Source organism: Mycoplasma sp. 1890, from assembly GCF_053851615.1.
Genome location: NZ_JBSQAZ010000001.1, coordinates 120,084 through 137,703, shown reverse-complemented (window position 1 = coordinate 137,703; position 17,620 = coordinate 120,084). Strand labels below are relative to the sequence as shown.

Annotated in this window: 16 protein-coding genes; 11 read left to right on the top strand and 5 right to left on the bottom strand. The window is 26.9% G+C overall.

Annotated elements, in window-relative coordinates; genetic code table 4:
* Positions 1–8: 8 nt before the first annotated feature.
* The 5 genes from ACWXVO_RS00505 to ACWXVO_RS00485 all read right to left on the bottom strand — a co-directional run bounded on the left by ACWXVO_RS00505 (position 9) and on the right by ACWXVO_RS00485 (position 4,415).
* Positions 9–932, bottom strand: a complete 924-nt coding sequence (locus tag ACWXVO_RS00505; RefSeq protein ID WP_455994471.1) for a DpnII family type II restriction endonuclease — start codon at positions 930–932, stop codon at positions 9–11.
* Positions 933–983: 51 nt separating this feature from the next.
* Positions 984–1,808, bottom strand: coding sequence for a DNA adenine methylase (locus tag ACWXVO_RS00500; RefSeq protein WP_444704876.1), 825 nt, complete (start codon positions 1,806–1,808; stop codon positions 984–986).
* A 146-nt stretch (positions 1,809–1,954) separates the two neighbouring features.
* The gene (locus ACWXVO_RS00495; RefSeq protein ID WP_456001819.1) at positions 1,955–2,353 is read right to left on the bottom strand and encodes a hypothetical protein; all 399 of its coding nucleotides are present in this window, start codon (positions 2,351–2,353) and stop codon (positions 1,955–1,957) included.
* Positions 2,344–3,735, bottom strand: a complete 1,392-nt coding sequence (gene gltX, locus ACWXVO_RS00490; protein WP_455993746.1) for a glutamate--tRNA ligase — start codon at positions 3,733–3,735, stop codon at positions 2,344–2,346. Before gltX ends, ACWXVO_RS00495 begins: the two co-directional genes overlap by 10 nt.
* A gap of 2 nt (positions 3,736–3,737) precedes the next feature.
* Positions 3,738–4,415, bottom strand: a complete 678-nt coding sequence (locus tag ACWXVO_RS00485) for a hypothetical protein (RefSeq protein WP_456001816.1) — start codon at positions 4,413–4,415, stop codon at positions 3,738–3,740.
* Positions 4,416–4,527: 112 nt separating this feature from the next.
* Between ACWXVO_RS00485 and ACWXVO_RS00480 the strand changes: the two genes are divergently transcribed.
* The 11 genes from ACWXVO_RS00480 (at position 4,528) to ACWXVO_RS00430 (ending at position 17,618) form a co-directional block, all read left to right on the top strand.
* Positions 4,528–6,543 (top strand): Mbov_0121 family peptidase domain-containing ABC transporter, encoded by a 2,016-nt coding sequence (locus ACWXVO_RS00480; protein WP_456001813.1) that lies wholly within the window; start codon positions 4,528–4,530, stop codon positions 6,541–6,543.
* A gap of 46 nt (positions 6,544–6,589) precedes the next feature.
* Positions 6,590–7,042: an rRNA maturation RNase YbeY gene (gene ybeY / locus ACWXVO_RS00475; RefSeq protein ID WP_456001810.1), complete on the top strand. Its 453-nt coding sequence runs from the start codon at positions 6,590–6,592 to the stop codon at positions 7,040–7,042.
* A 23-nt stretch (positions 7,043–7,065) separates the two neighbouring features.
* Positions 7,066–7,953: a GTPase Era gene (era, locus tag ACWXVO_RS00470; protein ID WP_456001807.1), complete on the top strand. Its 888-nt coding sequence runs from the start codon at positions 7,066–7,068 to the stop codon at positions 7,951–7,953.
* A 1-nt stretch (position 7,954) separates the two neighbouring features.
* Positions 7,955–9,598, top strand: a complete 1,644-nt coding sequence (locus ACWXVO_RS00465; protein WP_456001804.1) for a hypothetical protein — start codon at positions 7,955–7,957, stop codon at positions 9,596–9,598.
* A 17-nt stretch (positions 9,599–9,615) separates the two neighbouring features.
* Entirely contained in the window at positions 9,616–10,998 is a 1,383-nt protein-coding gene (locus tag ACWXVO_RS00460) for an ABC transporter ATP-binding protein (protein WP_444704882.1), read from the top strand.
* Complete coding sequence (locus ACWXVO_RS00455; RefSeq protein WP_444704883.1) at positions 10,988–11,851, top strand: ABC transporter permease; 864 nt, start codon at positions 10,988–10,990, stop codon at positions 11,849–11,851. Before ACWXVO_RS00460 ends, ACWXVO_RS00455 begins: the two co-directional genes overlap by 11 nt.
* The gene (locus ACWXVO_RS00450) at positions 11,844–12,707 is read left to right on the top strand and encodes an ABC transporter permease subunit (protein WP_438340486.1); all 864 of its coding nucleotides are present in this window, start codon (positions 11,844–11,846) and stop codon (positions 12,705–12,707) included. The genes ACWXVO_RS00455 and ACWXVO_RS00450 overlap by 8 nt, the downstream gene beginning before the upstream one ends.
* A gap of 1 nt (position 12,708) precedes the next feature.
* Positions 12,709–14,463 (top strand): hypothetical protein, encoded by a 1,755-nt coding sequence (locus ACWXVO_RS00445; RefSeq protein ID WP_456001801.1) that lies wholly within the window; start codon positions 12,709–12,711, stop codon positions 14,461–14,463.
* Positions 14,464–14,608: 145 nt separating this feature from the next.
* Positions 14,609–15,952, top strand: a complete 1,344-nt coding sequence (gene asnS / locus ACWXVO_RS00440; RefSeq protein ID WP_438340488.1) for an asparagine--tRNA ligase — start codon at positions 14,609–14,611, stop codon at positions 15,950–15,952.
* An 11-nt stretch (positions 15,953–15,963) separates the two neighbouring features.
* Positions 15,964–16,968 (top strand): hypothetical protein, encoded by a 1,005-nt coding sequence (locus ACWXVO_RS00435; protein WP_456001798.1) that lies wholly within the window; start codon positions 15,964–15,966, stop codon positions 16,966–16,968.
* Positions 16,959–17,618 (top strand): RDD family protein, encoded by a 660-nt coding sequence (locus tag ACWXVO_RS00430; protein WP_444704887.1) that lies wholly within the window; start codon positions 16,959–16,961, stop codon positions 17,616–17,618. The genes ACWXVO_RS00435 and ACWXVO_RS00430 overlap by 10 nt, the downstream gene beginning before the upstream one ends.
* Positions 17,619–17,620 lie beyond the last annotated feature (2 nt).

Here is a 17,620-nt window from a genome sequence, read left to right as displayed (position 1 = left end):
TATAATAATTAATCCAATTCAAAAATTTTCTTAATCATATCAATTAAATAGCCCTCACTTGCCATCTTATAATTTATTAGTTTAATATATCTAAAAGCTTTATTTAATTGACTCTTATTTTCATCTTTCCAACAGTTGCCGTCAGTAATTAATATAAAATCAATATTATTAATATTTAAATCTTTTTGCCTATTAATATAGCTATCAATAATTTCCTCGGGTTTTGAACCAGGACCATAAAAATAATTTGTTTCAATATTCAAAGCTTTTTTATCCTTGACTAATATAAAATCAGCCCTTCGATTAGCAATATCATCACCTATATTAAAACCGTATTCTTTTAATACATTAAATTGTTTTTGTAATAAAAGCGTAATACCATAATTCTTGCAAACTGAAGCAACTAACCTCTCACAAATTTTTTCAAAAGAGCTACCACTTCTATTTTTTCTGCCGTTAGAATCTAGACCAACTAAAACGCCCACAATATAATCGTTGCAACTTTTTTCAATAAAATTGTCAAATAGTTTTTTTAAACCAGTATTTACAAAAAAACTATAATATTGTTCTTTTTCCACATCACTTATTTTTTCATTATTTTCTTTAATGCAAAAAGAAAAGCTTTCAATTTTGTTTTTTAAATAATTATTTATTAATAAACTTGTTTTTCCTTTTTTTAACTTTTCCCTTTCTATTTTACTAACTGCAATAAGTAGCGGAAATGTAGTAATTATAGAAGGGACTTTATCTAGTAAATCAAAAAATCTTTCCTTAAAATTATGGCTTTTAATTAATGAATCCATTGCATGCAATTCAACTGCATATTTCTCAATTTCACTAATATTTTCTCAATCCACAAAAAAGTCATATCCTCGATTAGTAACTAGTAATCTATCAATAAAAATTTCTAATAGTTCATTTTTTACGTTCATTATATTTTTCATCCTCTTTCCACAGCAAAGCTCTAAACAAATTTTAATGATTTAATAATTAGTTATAATCACTTCTTTGCCGACTCTTTTATTACCGTTGCTATTTATATTTCGTTTTACATTAACAACCTTAATATTAAATTTAGAATATAAATCTCTAATTAAATCTGTGTCGTGGTTAGTTAACATTAGGAAACATCCTTTTTTATCTAAAATTCTAAACACCTTAGCAAGTCTAATATGACAATCTTCACCAAATTTTTCCTTTGTGTAGGATTCGAAGGAAGTTGGATTTAATGGTACATAAGGACTATCGATAAATACAAAATCCCCTTTGTTAGCTTTTTTTAAACTCTCTTCAAAATCAAGGTTTTCAATTTCCACATTCTTAAGGTATTGTGAAATCTCTAAAATATTATCCCTATTATAGGAATCACATTTAATTTTATTATTAAATGGAACATTAAAAAAACCATTTGAATTTACTCTATATAGTCCATTGAAACATCTTTTATTTAAAAAAATAAATAATGCAGCTAATTCTAGATCATACTCATTTAATTTTAATTTATTATTAAATTTGGTCCTTAACTCATAATATTCTTCTTTTTTGCATTCCTTTTGATCTAATACATTAAGAATTTCTATCATTTGTTGTGGTTTATTTTTTATCATATTATATGCATTAATAAGAACTCTATTAATATCATTTATGTGGGCCTTTTGCGGTTTAAGATAAAACAAAACCGCGCCACCGCCAACGAAAGGTTCATAATAATCGTTGAAATATTTGGGCATTCGTTTTTTAATTTCATCTATAAGTTGGCCTTTCCCTCCGACTCATTTTACAAATGGTTTAATTTCTTTTTTTTGCATATACTGGGCCTTATATAAAATTCTAAATAATAAATATTATTTTAGCAAGTTTTCAATATTTTAAAAATGTTTTTTCTTTGAAAATTAATTTAGGCAAAAAATTAAAAAAACAAAAATCTAATCGGAATTATCGATTAGATTTTTGTTTATTCAAATACTAGTTTAACAGTGTTTCTTACAAGAATTTTTTTTGATTGTAAAATGTCATACATAAATGATATTTCTTTATTAGATATTCTTGTTTCAATTAAATATATATCAATATGAATTTGCTGAATGTTATTTGTCTTATTCTTTGGATCAAATGAAACAATAAGTTTATTGGGCACAAATTCATTCTGCTTCATTTCTAAATATTGACCGGCATATGAGATTCTTACTTCATCATTTTTAATATCTAAAATACAGTCCATAACTTTTTCATCAGTAAATTCAATATGTGTAAATTCAGTGCTATTACTTTCTTTAAAATCGACAAAATCAGTCTCCACTTTGCTTAATATTTCGCCTTCTTGTTCTGAAATTAAGATATATTTTAGCTTCATTTTTTTAGTCTTTCAAATACAATGTCTTTGCCAAAAAGATAGATAGCCTTAGCTAATTCTGGTCCATGCTCCTCATATGTTGCAGCAATTCTAATAGGCATAAATAAATCCTTACCTTTTACATTTAATTCCTGCTTTGTGTGTTCAATACACATTTGAATGTTTTGAATATCAAAATCATTTTGATGCAATAATTTACTAAATGTTTTTACAACATCTATATTAGATATCACCAATGTAGTATTATCTTTTGGCTTGGTATATATTTTTAAATTATTTTTGATCTCATCGATTGTTGACGCTGATTGCTTGTAAGTTTCAACAAATAAATTGTTTCATTCGTCAGAAAATGGTGAATTAATTAATTTTATAATTTCTTGGTTTTCCACTTTTTTCATATATTGTTTTGAAAATCAATCCATCTTAACTATATCAAATTTAGAAGGTGATTTAGATAACCTTTCTGGATCAAATTTTTCAATTAATTCTTCATGACTCATTATTTCCTGGCTATCTTTTGAAGTTCAACCTAATAAAGATAAAAAGTTAAAAATTGCATGGCTGTTATATCCCTCATTCTTGTAATCTTCAATAAATTGCTTCAAAGTTTTATCTCTTTTTGAAAGTTTTTTACCTTCCATATTAGTAATAATGGTTAAATGTCCGAATACAGGAGGGGTTCAATTTAAAGACTCATATATTGCTAATTGCTTAGGCGTATTTGTTATATGCTCTTCGCCTCTTAGAACATGGCTAATTTCCATTTGGTGATCATCAACGACAACAGCAAAGTTGTATGTCGGATAACCATCGCTCTTAATAATAACAAAATCACCAATATCATCGCTATTAACTTCTATTCAACCTCTAACTAAATCGCTTCATCCATAAATAGTATTTTTTTTCAATCTTAGCCTTATTGAATATTCATTATTCTCATCCCTGCGTTTCTTTTCTTCATCAGAAATTTTCAATCAATTAGGGTCATATCTAAACGAAGCAATTTTAGCTTCTTCTTGTTCTTTATGCTGTTGCTCTAATTCCTGCGAATTATCATATGCCTTATACGCGAAACCTTTGGCAATTAACTTATTAGCAATGTCTCTATAAATTGCTAATTTTTCAGATTGTCGATAGTTGCCGTATTTTTTATTAGGTTTTAGCGGGCTTTCATCTGGTATTATACCCAGTCAAGCAAGATTTTCAAGCTGACTCTCTTCCCCACCCTCGACATTTCTAGCAACATCAGTATCTTCTAATCTAAAAATAAAAGTTCCATTAAAATGTTTTGCAAATAAATAATTAAATAGAGCGGTTCTAGCACCGCCAATATGTAAATAGCCTGTTGGACTTGGGGCGTATCTTGTTCTTATTGTTTTCATAATTATTCCTCTTCAAAAAGTAAAACTAATGGTTCAGTAACATCTTGTCAAAAACCTTTTAACGAAGGTGAAGTATTTCTAACAAAAGCTCATGGTGCTTCTTCGATTTCAGGGCGAGATTCTGGAAATCGAGATTTTGATGGACTAATAACATCATTAATAAAATTAGGTGCTGCTTCAACATTTTTTCTAATTCAATATAACATAATAAAAACTGCCTTAGGGTTATGTTTATATTGAGAATATTTGGGAATAGCAGCGCCAGGAATGTTTGCGACTAATTCATCATATCTAAATGAAAAAAGGCGATAATCATATTGACCGGATAAATTAGCAAATTTTAAAAACTGAAAATCAGGTTTAATCTTATAAACATGAGATGTATCATGTGTATTATTTAATTTCCTATCATTTGTGAATAGCCTATATTTATCATCAAACTGGCTAATTGGATTAAATAAACGTTTTGAATTTAATTCGTAAAATGAACTAGCACTACGTTTTTTAATTATTTTTTCTCCTTTTTCATTTATGCTAACAAAATTTGGATCATCAACAATTGATATAACCGGTAAATCAAACGTGCAAGCTGCTGATAAAACAGAGGGAGCTAAGACCGCGCCCAATGATCCTAATAAAGAAAAAATTAATATTTTTCTTTTAATTTTAGATTTTTTCATAATTATTAATTTTACTAAAATTTAAAATTTTAATGTTGTTAAGTAATTAGAATTTCTCTTTTTTTTCTTTATTTAGACATAGTTAAAATTAAATAATGAAACAATTGAATATATGAAAATTCGGTTCCAAGAAGATATTAAAGATTGTGGACTTTATGTATTGCAATCATTACACAAATTTTATTGAAAAAAATGAGTTGATATAAATTTTTTAAAATATGAATCAACCTATTCTGAGGATGGAATTAATATTACCAATCTTTGTTTGTTGGCTAGTAAAATTGGCCTCCATACAGAAGCATTTAAAATTGAATGAGAAGAAATATTAAAACTCAAAACCTCTTTTCCATTAATTGCCATTTCAAAGATAGATAATTTTCTACATTATGTAATTATTGAAAACATAAGTGATAATTTTGTATTTACTTTAGATTCAACAAAAGGAAAAAGAAAAATAGAGATTAAGCAATTTAAAAAACAATTTGCTGGTCCAATTATAATAGTTAAAAAACAGCAAGAATGTAATCAAAAAAATATTTATGAAAAGTTTTTTTCTTTTAAGTTTAAACTTAATTTAAAGTCATTAGTCATTGGCGTCCTATTTAGTTTCATTACTATCTTTTTAAATTTTTTACTTTCATTTATTAATAAAAATATATTTGCAAGTATTCAACAAATAAAAATATCAGAAGGACAAAAAACAATAATGTTTTTCTTTTGAATTTCAATGGTTTTGCTTGTTGTTTCCTTATTAAATAATTTTTTATTAACAAAATTAAAAAATTTAATATCAACAACAATAAAAGAACGATTTATAAATAGCGTTGAAGGAGCGGAATACAAACAAATTTTAAAAATTAGTAAGAATGAAATTCTCTTAAGATATCTATCAATTGAATCAATAGCCGGTTTTTTATCGTTTATGATTTCTTTTATCTCTTCCTTTTTATTTTCTATTATCTTAGTTATACCTTTATTATTTTTTATAAAAATAAAATTCATATTAATAGTAATACTTGTTAATATAATCAAGACCTTGGTTAGCTATTTTATAAACAATAAAATTAGCCTTTTATCAAAAAAGCTAACACAAAAAAGCGTTGAAGAAATAAATAAACTTTCGTTTATAGTAAAAAATGAAGATTCTTATGGACTAATGCTGTGAGAAAATCTTGAAAAACAAAGTTTTTTAAACAATATAAAAAGTTATAGAAATGTTGATCTTAATATCAATAAATTAAGTTCAATAAAAAATTTAATTTTAAGGTTTTTAAATTTGATGACAACAATAATAATTTATTGCTTTTTTTTATTACAAAAAACATCTGACCTAGGCCAATTATTTTTTATTTTGCAAATACAAACAATTATTTCTGAACCAAGCAATAATCTTCAAGAATTTTTTATGGGATGAAAAATCTTTAGGAATGGTTCAACTAGATTAAATTTTATAATCAATATTCCACAATCAAAATTAAGAAATTCTATTAATAATATAATAGATTTAAAAACAATTAAATTCAAAGGGCTTTGCTTTGGATTTGAACGTCGCAATATAATTAATGATTTAAATTTTATTATTGATAAAGGTGCGAAATTGCAAGGACCAAACGGTTCCGGAAAAAGTACTTTGTTTAAATTATTAAGTGGTTTTTATTTAAATTACAAAGGGTCAATTATTTTTAATAATATTGAAATCAAAGAGATAAATAAGTCTTGATTTAAGGAAAAAATTTATTTTTCAGGTAATGAATTTAATATGCCAAACATTGATTTATATACATATTTATTTTCAGATGTTAATAATAAGGAAAAAGAAAAAATATTAAAAGATACAGATTTCATCAGTGTTATAAATTCGCTAAATATAAATATATTTTCTAATCTACTTTTAAACTCAAATAAGTTTTCTATGGGGCAAAAACAAATTATAAAATTATTGCCTCTATTAATAAAAAAATATCAATTGGTTTTGCTAGATGAAAGTTTTGAATTTTTATCACAGCAAATGTTTGAACTTATATCTAGATTAATATGTAAAAAACAAGAAAATTGCATTATTATTGAAACAAGCCATAATAAAAGATTTTTACTAAAAAATTCCCCAACTATTTTTCTAAAAAAATAAAATTCAATTTTTTTCATTTTTTTTGTGTTAATTTATAATTATTTTTATGAATAAATTAACCATTAAAAATAACAGTTTTAGCACGTTTAAATTTGAGAAAGATTTTTGCAATATACTCAATGAAGCAAAGGCAGAGTTTAATAGTACAAAAGATTTGTCTGTTGACCTTCTTTTTGTTAATAGATTCAAAATGAAAAAACTTAATAATTTGCATAGAAACAAAAACTATACAACTGATATTTTAAGCTTCCCACTAGAAGCAGCTAATGAGTTAGATTTTCTCGAAAATTTAGAGCTTGGTCAAATAATTATTTCGCCATGAAAAATTAAAAAACAAGCAAAAAAATTTAATCATAGTTTAAAAAGAGAATATTGCTATATTTTTGCCCATGGAGTTGCACACCTTTTTGGTTTTGACCACCAAACAGAAGCAGAAACTTTAGTTATGAATACACATGTAGAAAACATTATGAAACGTTTAAACATCACTAGATGTTAATAAAATTTTTATGAGGTTTATAAATGAAAAAAATTTGTTATGTTGGTTTAGTAGGAAGACCAAATGTAGGAAAAAGTACGCTAATAAATAACATTTTAGATTTTGAGTTGGCAATAGTTTCCAATGTTGCCCAAACAACAAGAGATAATATTAAAGGTATATACAATGATGATGAAGTCCAAATAATTTTTATTGATACCCCTGGAGTCCATAAGGCAGAATTCTTATTATCAGAAAAGCTAAATCAAAAAAGTTATGAAACAATGAAAGCTGTTGATATTGTCTTATTTTTAACGCCAGCTAATGAAGAAATAGGAAAAGGCGATAAATTTATTATTAACAAAATTAAAGAAACTACAGATAGAGAAATAATAGCAATAATAACTAAAATTGATTTAATTGATAACAAAATAAAATTAGATGAAAAAGCTCATGAATTAAAAAGTTTAGGAATTAATACCGTTTTGGGTATTGGCAAAGATTATAAGCAATCCTATATTGATTTAATTGATGAAATTAAAAAATATTCTTATGAAGATGATTTGCCTTTTGAGGAAGATCAATTAAGTGATGTCTCTCTTAGATTTATAGCTAAAGAAATTATTAGAGAATATGCAATTAAAAATTTATATCATGAAGTGCCGCATTCAATCGCTGTGCTAATTGATGAATTTAAAGAAAATGATAGCGAAACAATTCCGTATACAATTTCAGCTACTATTTATGTAAAAAGCGAATCACAAAAAGGTATTGTAATTGGTAAAGGGGCACAAAAAATAAAAACAATTTCAATGTCTTCAAGAGAAAAAATCGCCAGTGTTTTAAAACATCCTATTAATTTGTTTTTAAGAGTTAAAGTTGATGAGGATTGAGTGGATAAAGAGGAAAAAATTAAGAAAGCTGGATATTAAAATGAAAATTCAAATAACTCATAAATTAAAGCTTTCACTCCTCTTTATTTTAATCAGCATTATTTTTGTAGTTTTTATTATTATACTTTTTTTAAAAATAAGCAACCCTTATAAAATAAGTATTTATAACTATGAATCATACCTTAATAAAAATACTATTAACAAGATCAAAAAAAACTATTCATATCATACATTTAAGAATCTTGATGAATTTACAAGAGCAATAAAAAATAAAAAAGCTGTAGCAGGGGTAAATTCTGATTATCAAATAGCTCAACTTGTCGTTGAAAACAAATTAAAAAAGATTAATTTTAAAAAAGTTTTTGATGTTAATTATGATGCAAAAAATAAAAAAGAGATCATATTAAATCTTTATACTAATGACGTAAAAAAACAATTTGATTTTTTTGATAGTTGAATAATAGAGGAAATAAAGAGAATTAATCCAAATAATAAAATTGACAAGTTAAACTTTAAACCTTTTCTTTATTATAAAGATAAGGAAGTTATTGGCTTTGAAGCAGATAATAAAGAAGGTATGGACCATTTTTATGAATTTTTAATTCCTTATTTTACTCTTGACAAAGGTATAGCCTATAATCCTGAAAATTCAGAAATTTCAAAATCTACAAGAAATAATATTAAGGAAAATGCTGATTTTAGTGATATTAAAGACGGAAAAAATTGATTCGATCTAATAAATTCATTATCAAAAAAATATAAAAATCCAAAATTTTACTGAACTGATTGATTTCTTGACAATGCCATGATTGGTCAATTTTATAAAAATCTAATTGACAATGGAAGCCAAAAAAACTCATTCGGAAAATGAAAAGATTTAAACAAAGAGAACTACAAAAATATTATTGATCACTTTGCGAAATTTGTCAATGTTTCAACTGGCAATAATATAAAAGACACAAAAAGAAATAAACTTATAACTGATGGACAGGAAATTGTATCGGGCATAATTGAGCCAGCACATGGAAAAGCTGATGTTGCAATAATGTATAATGGCGATGCACTTGATGCTTATTATGGAAAGGATAACTTTGCAAATTTAAATCAAAGTAATAATATATCGTTTGTTCGGCCTAAAAATACATATAAAAATATTGATGCATGAATCATTTCACAAGACACAGATGATAAAGAATCAGATGCTCTTCTAGAAACACTAAAAAACCTTGTTTTTGGGGATGTTAGTTTAAACTACCAACAAATATATAATAAATACATAAATAATGTTTATAAAGAAATTAAAAATAGTGGGATTTCAGAAGAAGAAATAGAAAAAAATCTTTTTAACAAAAAAGATAAAAATAAAATTGCCAAATCATTAAAAGACATTGATTTATCATTTTATAAAAAATACTATAGATTTTTTAGAAATGCCTTTTCAAACGAAAATTTACAAAATGTTGCAAACTTTGATGTAATAAATTACACACCTAGTTTTAAGACTATAAAGTTCTTTTTATTAGAAACTTATTTCATTGATAGCAATAAAAATCAAGATCAAAAAGCAATTTCTATTTTTGATATAAAAGAAAACAAAGACATAAATTTTAGACCATATCAGCCGCTCAATCCTGAATTGAGAACAAAAATGATTGATTACTATTATCAAATAACCAAATCATAATGGTGAAAGGAATAATTATGGAAAAAAAGAAAGTTAAAAAGACAAACTCAGCAATCATTGAACTTGTTGATGTTGTTAAAGAGTTTGAAGACAAACTAGTTTTAGACAATGTCAATCTTAGTATCGAAAAAGGTGAATTTATTACTCTTTTGGGACCTTCTGGATCTGGCAAAACTACTATTTTAAGAATTATTGGTGGTTTTGAATGGGTTACTCGTGGAGAAGTTAAACTTCATGGCAAAGATATTAAGGATCTTTCCCCACATAAAAGGGATGTTTCTACTATATTCCAAGACTATGCCCTATTTCCACACTTAAATGTTGAAAACAATATTAAATATGGTCTAAGACTTAAAAGAATTAACAAAGAAAATCTTCCAAAATCATTTCATAATAAATTAACACTGCAAAGAAGAAAATGAAGAAAATTTGCCGATCAAAAAATGAAAAATCTCGACAAAGAATTCGAATTATATGAAAGAGAATTAAATAATAATTCATCGCTTTCAAAAAGAAAGAAACAAAAATACCAGCAATGAATTGATGATATGGATTTTAAATATTCATATTGGGAAAACTATGTTGACTTAAAAACTGAGGCATTTGAAAAAAGATACCTAACTAGAAAAATTACTAATGAAGAAATGGACAAAGAAGTTAAACAAATTATGGATCTCGTTGGCTTAAGTGGCAACGAAAAGAAAAACGTTAACTTTTTATCAGGTGGTATGAAACAAAGAGTAGCGCTCGCAAGATCACTAGTTATTGAACCTGAAATTCTCTTATTAGACGAACCATTAAGTGCTCTTGATGCTAAAATAAGAGAAAAAATGCAAACTCTTTTAAGGGACATTCAACAAAAGCTGAAACTTACTTTTATTTTTGTAACTCATGACCGAAATGAAGCACTGCAACTGAGCGATAGAATTGCTGTTATTCGTGATGGAAAAGTAGAACAATTTACCACTCCGAAGGAACTTTATGATTTTCCAGTTAATAAATGAGTAGCAAACTTTATTGGAGATTCAAACTTTTTTAACGCTACTTTCATAAAAGCAAACAAGGTAAAATTTATGTCAAGGACTTTCGACACTATTCATGATGAATTTGAGCCCGGGGAAAGTTTGGATGCCCTAATAAGACCAGAAGATATTATTATAACAAGAGTAAAATCAAAAGCTAAGCTAACGGGAGAAATTATAAAATCAACCTACGGAGGCAGCTACTATAATTATGAGGTTCAATGTAAGGATAAAATTATTTATGTAGAAACTTCTTCAAAATACGCTGTCGGCAAAGAGGTATTTTTAGATTGGGATATTGATGCTATCCACCTAATGAAGAAAGATAAAAAACTTGAATTATTAGAAAATGAATTAGGTCAAACAAATGAAGTCTAGTACAAGAAATGTAAAAAAAATCAAAAAACTTTCTTCACCGATGTCAAAATTGCAATTTACATTTATAGTTCCATATGTTGTTTTTGCAGTTTTATTTATTATCCTACCTATGGTGTTTGTATGCATTTATGCATTTAAACCGTTAGAAGGACAAACAAAACTAGAAAATTGAGAAATTGCTCTAAAACCTTCAACATGGGTAATAATAGGAAGGTCTCTGCTGACTGGATTATTTGCTGCAACTGTATCGCTAATAATCGGTTTCCCGTATGCATATATTGTTTCAAGATCTAAATATAAGATTATTAAAATATTGGGTTTAACTCTAATTCTTAGCCCCTTAGCTATTTTTACAATATCAAAAGCTTTAGCAGTTAGAGGTTTATTCTCGGCAATTTTCGATGAAAATCAGTTAAATAACAATTTCTTTATTGTTTTTGGTATGGTTTATCTTTATCTACCATTCATGGTTCTACCATTGTACCAGGTTATTAAAGATATGCCAAATAACATTTTGGAAGCCTCGGAGGATTTAGGGTATTCAAAATTTAAAACAGTTTTTAAAGTTATAATTCCTTACACATCCAAAGCAATATTAAGTGGTTTCGGAATTGTTTTAATGATATCTGCAACCTCTATTATTATTTCAGACAAACTCCTACCAAATGGCAGTCAAAAACAACTAATTGGTAACCTAATAAACCAGTTTGCCAACACAGCCAACCCGTTTGATTTAGCAAATTCTTCAACATTAGTTATTATCACTCTTGCAGTCCTATTATCAATATATGCAATCATTTATGGAATACCATTCTTAATTAGAAAAAAAAGACAAGGAGGAAATTATGACTAAATTTAAAAACTTTTTAAAATATTCATATGTTTTTGTGATTCTTGCTTTTCTTTATATACCAATAATTTTTGGAACGATTTACAGTTTTAATTCACCTTCAGATAAAGGAATTTTTTCAGTAACAACTTGAAATAGAACTTCTTTTGATGCATACAAGGAACTGTTTTCTAAATCACATAGTCTAGCATTTGTTAACTCATTTCTTCTTGGGATCGCAACTTCTGTCCTTGTTATTAGTATCTCCTTACTAACTGTTTTCGCTCTATGAAGACACAAGAATAAAGGGGCAAGATCTTTTGTGCAAGCAACCTCAAATGTGCCTATGATAAATCCTGATGTTATTACAGGATTGACACTTGCTATTGTTCTAAACTTCTTATTTTTTGGAACCCTAAAAGCAACGAGTGAAGGTTTTTTTAGATCTATTATTGGACATACTGTTATGTGTCTTCCATACGGAATTTTAATAATGCTACCTAAAAGCGATAAATTTTCCAAAAATATTTTTGAAGCAAGTCAGGATTTAGGATATTCAAAATTTAGAACATGATTTAAAACATATTTTATTTATATGCTAGGATCTATAATTTTTACATTTGTTATGACTATGACTTTGTCATTTGATGATTTTATTATTACAAGAATTGTTTCTAATACAGAAACGTTAGGAACACAATTGTATGAAGGTCAATTTCAGGCATGATCGCTGGCTATTGGTGCAATATCGCTTCTAATAGTAATATTTATAAATACACTATATATTATTTTTAAAGGAACACAAAATAAATTAGCTAAAAAATCCCTAGTTTTAAGTAAAAAACAAGCACAAAAGGATTTTTATAAGGAGGTCTTATAAATTGAACAAAAGAATTTTTAAGGTCTTAATATTTATACTTTCCTTTTTTGTTATAACCATAATTTTTATTTTTGCAATCTCAATTAAACTTTCAAATAAGTACCGACCAAGTATTTATAATTACGAATCTTATTTAGCGCCTTCTATAAAAGAAAAACTAAAAAAAGACTACAACTATAAAGAATTCAAGGAAATCAACGAATTTACCCAAGCATTAACCCAAGACAAAGCGATTGCTGGTGTTGGAAGTGATTTTCAAACAGCACAACTCATTATAGAAAAAAAAGTCAGAAAAGTTGATTTTGCTAGATTATACGGAAAAAGTGATGCCAATGACTGAAATGTTAGAAAGTTTTTTTACACAGAAAATGTTAGAAAACACCTTGAAAACTTTGATAATCTAATATACAATAAGCTAGTAAACCTACCTAAACGCGAATTAGATTCAAAAGGTTTTATTTTAGACAAAAATAAAAAACTTTGAAAAAGTAATACTAGCACCCAATGAGAACATTTTTATGACTTCTTTATACCGTATTATGCGCAAGACAAAGGAGTTGCATATAATGTTAATAAAAATAGTAGACCTAATTTAACACTAAACAATTCCTCAATTCAAGAATTAGAAAACAAATCAATGCAACTCGATTGAAATCAAATTTTTGATACCCTAAAAGAAAATAAATATCAACACATTGGTTGAACTAATGCGTTTGTTGATAACTTAATGATTGGGGCCATTAATTATAAATCGCGAGACAACAAAAATTGAAAACAATTATTTACCTTCAATGGAGAGGGAAAACTCTTTGACTTTAACGAGAATAATTACAAGCTAGCAATTGATTCTTTCGTAGCATTTGTCAAAAATTCTTCTGGTTATGATATTAAAAACACAGCATATAATCACCTAAGTGGCGATGGATTAGAATTGCTTAACTACCTTATTGAACCAAAACAAGGTCGCTCAGATTCATCAGTTATTTATAATGGCGATGCCTTAGACGCTTATTATTCAGAAGATAATTTTGCTTCAGTTGAAGAAGGAACAATTAGATTTGTGCGCCCTAAAAACAATTATTACCTTGTCGATGGTTGAATTATATCCCATAAACTAAGTGATGAAGACACTTCCAAATTTTTAGATAGCATTAGCTCTTTGATATATAATAACAACAACGTTATTATCAGATCGGCCGAGAGCATTGAAAAAAGATTGAAATTACTAGAAAAGCGTTTCTTTGAAACATTAAAAAAATTCCTGACCAATGAAGACCTAAATAGTTCCATCGATACTTTAACGTTAATTTTCAACAGTGATAGCAGACAAGAAATTATCAAACTTCTTTCAAAATCACAAAAATTAAAAAGTATTGATTGAAACAATCTGGAAAATTGAAAAAAATTCTTAAGAAGTTTTAAAAGTGAAATTACTGAGGATAATATTGAATTTTTACGAATTATAAGAAATAATTCTGATAAGGGAACAGATATTTTTTCAGATAGTTTTGAAGAAGTTTTTACTAAAAGCGACTTAGGCGAACTAATAAACTTTGAATATATTTCATATACACCAACAGATCTTTTAACATATAAATTTTTAGATGAATGGTATTTTGGAAATGATGAAATTGCCAAATCTATTTTCAAGCAACCCTCGACAAATGAGAATTATCATTTATTCACATATCCAATTATCGAAAACAACCTGCGAACAAAGATTGCAGCCTACTATTTCGAAGCAACAAAATCATAAATAGGTTAATCCTATTTTTTCTTTTAAATTTAAGAATAAAAACATTTAAACATTTAATAATGTTATCAAAAATTAAATAGTAACAAAATTTAAGTATAATTATAAATTATAAATTAGATTAAAAGAATTGGTTAGGAGCAATGTTATGACAATTAAAAAGTTATTACAAAACATTGAAACAATAAGAGAAAATGAAAAGTTTGAGGTTAAAGGTTGATTAGTTTCTAATAGAGGAAATGAAAAAATTAGATTCTTAACTGTTAATGATGGGAGTACTGTTGCAACATTACAAATAGTAGTTAAAGGGGAAATGATTCAAAAACTCAATGTCGCGCAAATTTCACTAGGAACCTCATTAATTGCTAGAGGAATTATTCACCTCACACCAGATGCCCAACAACCGCTTGAACTTATTTTAGAAACATTAATTGTTATCAATCAAGTTGACAACGATTTTCCTATACAAAAAAAAGAAACTTCACTTGATTTTTTAAGAGAAATTCCTCACTTAAGAAATAGAACAAGCTTATTTAAAAGTATAATGTTAATAAGAAATACTCTTTCTTTTGAAATCCACAAATATTTTCAAGAACACGAATTTCTTTACATGGCATCACCGATTATCACTTCAAATGATGGTGAAGGAGCTGGCGAAACTTTGTTGGTTGATGATGAAACAAAAGAGTACTTTTTCAAGCAAAAAGCATTCCTAGGAGTTACGGGACAGCTTCATGCTGAAGCATATGCGGCTAGTTTTAAGAAGGTTTATACCTTTGGGCCTACATTTCGAGCCGAAAATTCGCACACATCACGCCATTTAGCTGAGTTTTGAATGATTGAACCTGAGGTTGCTTTTTATGAATTAAAGGATATTATTAACCTTGCAGATGATTTATTAAAAACTGTCATTAAAAACACCATAAGCAAACATTTAGATGAAATGAAGGTATTGCAATCTTACAATCCTGATCTACTGGAAACATTAAACAGATTTCTTGATAACAAACTAACAGTTATTGATTATAAAGATGTGGTTGAAAAACTTAAACCTTTTAGCGACCAATTTGAAGAAAAAAACATTTTTTTTGGTATGGATCTAGCTTCAGAACATGAAAAATTCCTTTCTGAAAAAATTGTAAATGGGCCAGTCGCTGTTACAAATTATCCAAAAGATATTAAAGCTTTTTATATGTACCAAAATGATGACAACAAAACTGTTGCAGCTTTTGATTTATTAGTTCCAGGGATAGGGGAATTAATTGGTGGTAGTCAAAGAGAATCAAGATATAGCAAACTTGTTCAAAGAATGCATGACTTAAAAATTTCACAAGAACCCTTACAATGATACATAGACTTGCGTAGATTTGGATATGCACCATCAAGTGGTTTTGGCATTGGTTTTGAAAGACTAGTGATGTATGTGACAGGTATTGCTAACATTAAGGATGTCATCCCCTTCCCAAGAGTTGCTGGACAAATTAAAATGTAACAAGGATATTAATGAAAAAAAATCTAACTATAATTATTCCTATTTACAACGTAAAAATACCTCTAAATGAAATTTTTTACAATATCTATAAACAAAAATCACAAAATTTTAATATCATTTTGACCTTTGATAGACCGAAAGAAAAGGATTATATAGAAATTGATAAACTACAATCAAAGCTAGGCGAAAGATTAAAAATTATTTTTAATTCGGGCCATCAACATTTCGATGTTGTAATAAAACAAGCTTTAGATCTTATTGAAACCCCTTATACGTTCATTCTTTACTCATATGCCAATTTAAAAAATGAGTTTATTCAAAGATTTGATAATTTTATTAAATCTTTGCCCAAAAAAGCAGATTTCATACAAGTTCCCGGATATAACCAAGTAATAAACAAATTATTATTTAAGTCAGCCCACTTATCAATGCTAGGTTTAGTCAATTTAGAAACCAATAAACTACCTTTTATATTAACTAGCCCTTTTATGTTCAATTCAATTGTTAAGACAAATATTTTAAAGAAAGTTTTTTTCTTACCTAAAACAAAGGATCTCAATCTAGAATATTCGCCCAATCCTATTTTTCAAAGCCTTCTTTATTCAAAAACATATGCTTTTTTCGAAGACACATGAATCATTAATAATAATGATAATCCATTAATTTTTAACCCTAAATCCTTGACTCGCAATTGAAATAATATATTCAATTCCTTTAATACAATAGATATTGAAACTAAAAATGCTCTTGAATTGGCTAAATGTCTAAATTATTGCTATTATATTGCTGCAATTGTCGGCTCATTAAAACATAATAAGAATCCATTAGATGAAAAAACACTAATTAGCATTAAAAACTCTCTTATTCAAGAAATTTCAATACTAAGACCTTTTTGAGTAGAGCAACTCCAAATAAATCACTTTTTTAAAGAATTTAATATTCAAAAACTTTATGATTTAACGTCTGGTTTTAGTAAAAAATGAGACCACATTATTAAAAAATTTATATGACCATAAAGCAAAATGTTAAGGCTAATTTTTGAATAAGATTATTAGCTACATTAATTGATCTTCTTATTTTCATAGTTTTAATTGTAGCGACTTCTTTTATAATATTCAATTACAAAAAAGCTGAATTTCGCACACAAAGTACCACACTAAAAGAAATATACTTTCGCCTTTGGTTATTATTGATGATTTTTTTATGTATATTTGAATACATTGTTATTCCAACAATACTAAAAGGCCAAACAATTGGAATGTTAATATGTAAAATCAAAATTCTTTCCGATGAAGAAAAAAGAAGAACTTCCAAATTTATTTTTGATCGGCAAAGACTATTTGCATTCTTATGAATTTTTGTTTTTATGAGTTTCATGTTAATGTCTACTGATGCATTTTTAAAAGCTGCTCGCGGTGGAAAATTAAATAATGTTGAAAAGCTTGTTGTTATATTACCAACAGCACTAGCTACGATTTCTATAAATCTTCAAATACTGCTAATTATTTCTGGTATTTCATCAACAAGACTAAGTTGAAATGATAAATTATCGCGAACAAAAACCGTTTGAAAAAATAGATATGAAGATATTATTGAAGATGAAAATTTAATGTTTAAAATTAAACCAAAAAAACGTGAACTTCCTAAAATCAATATCACAAAATAGCC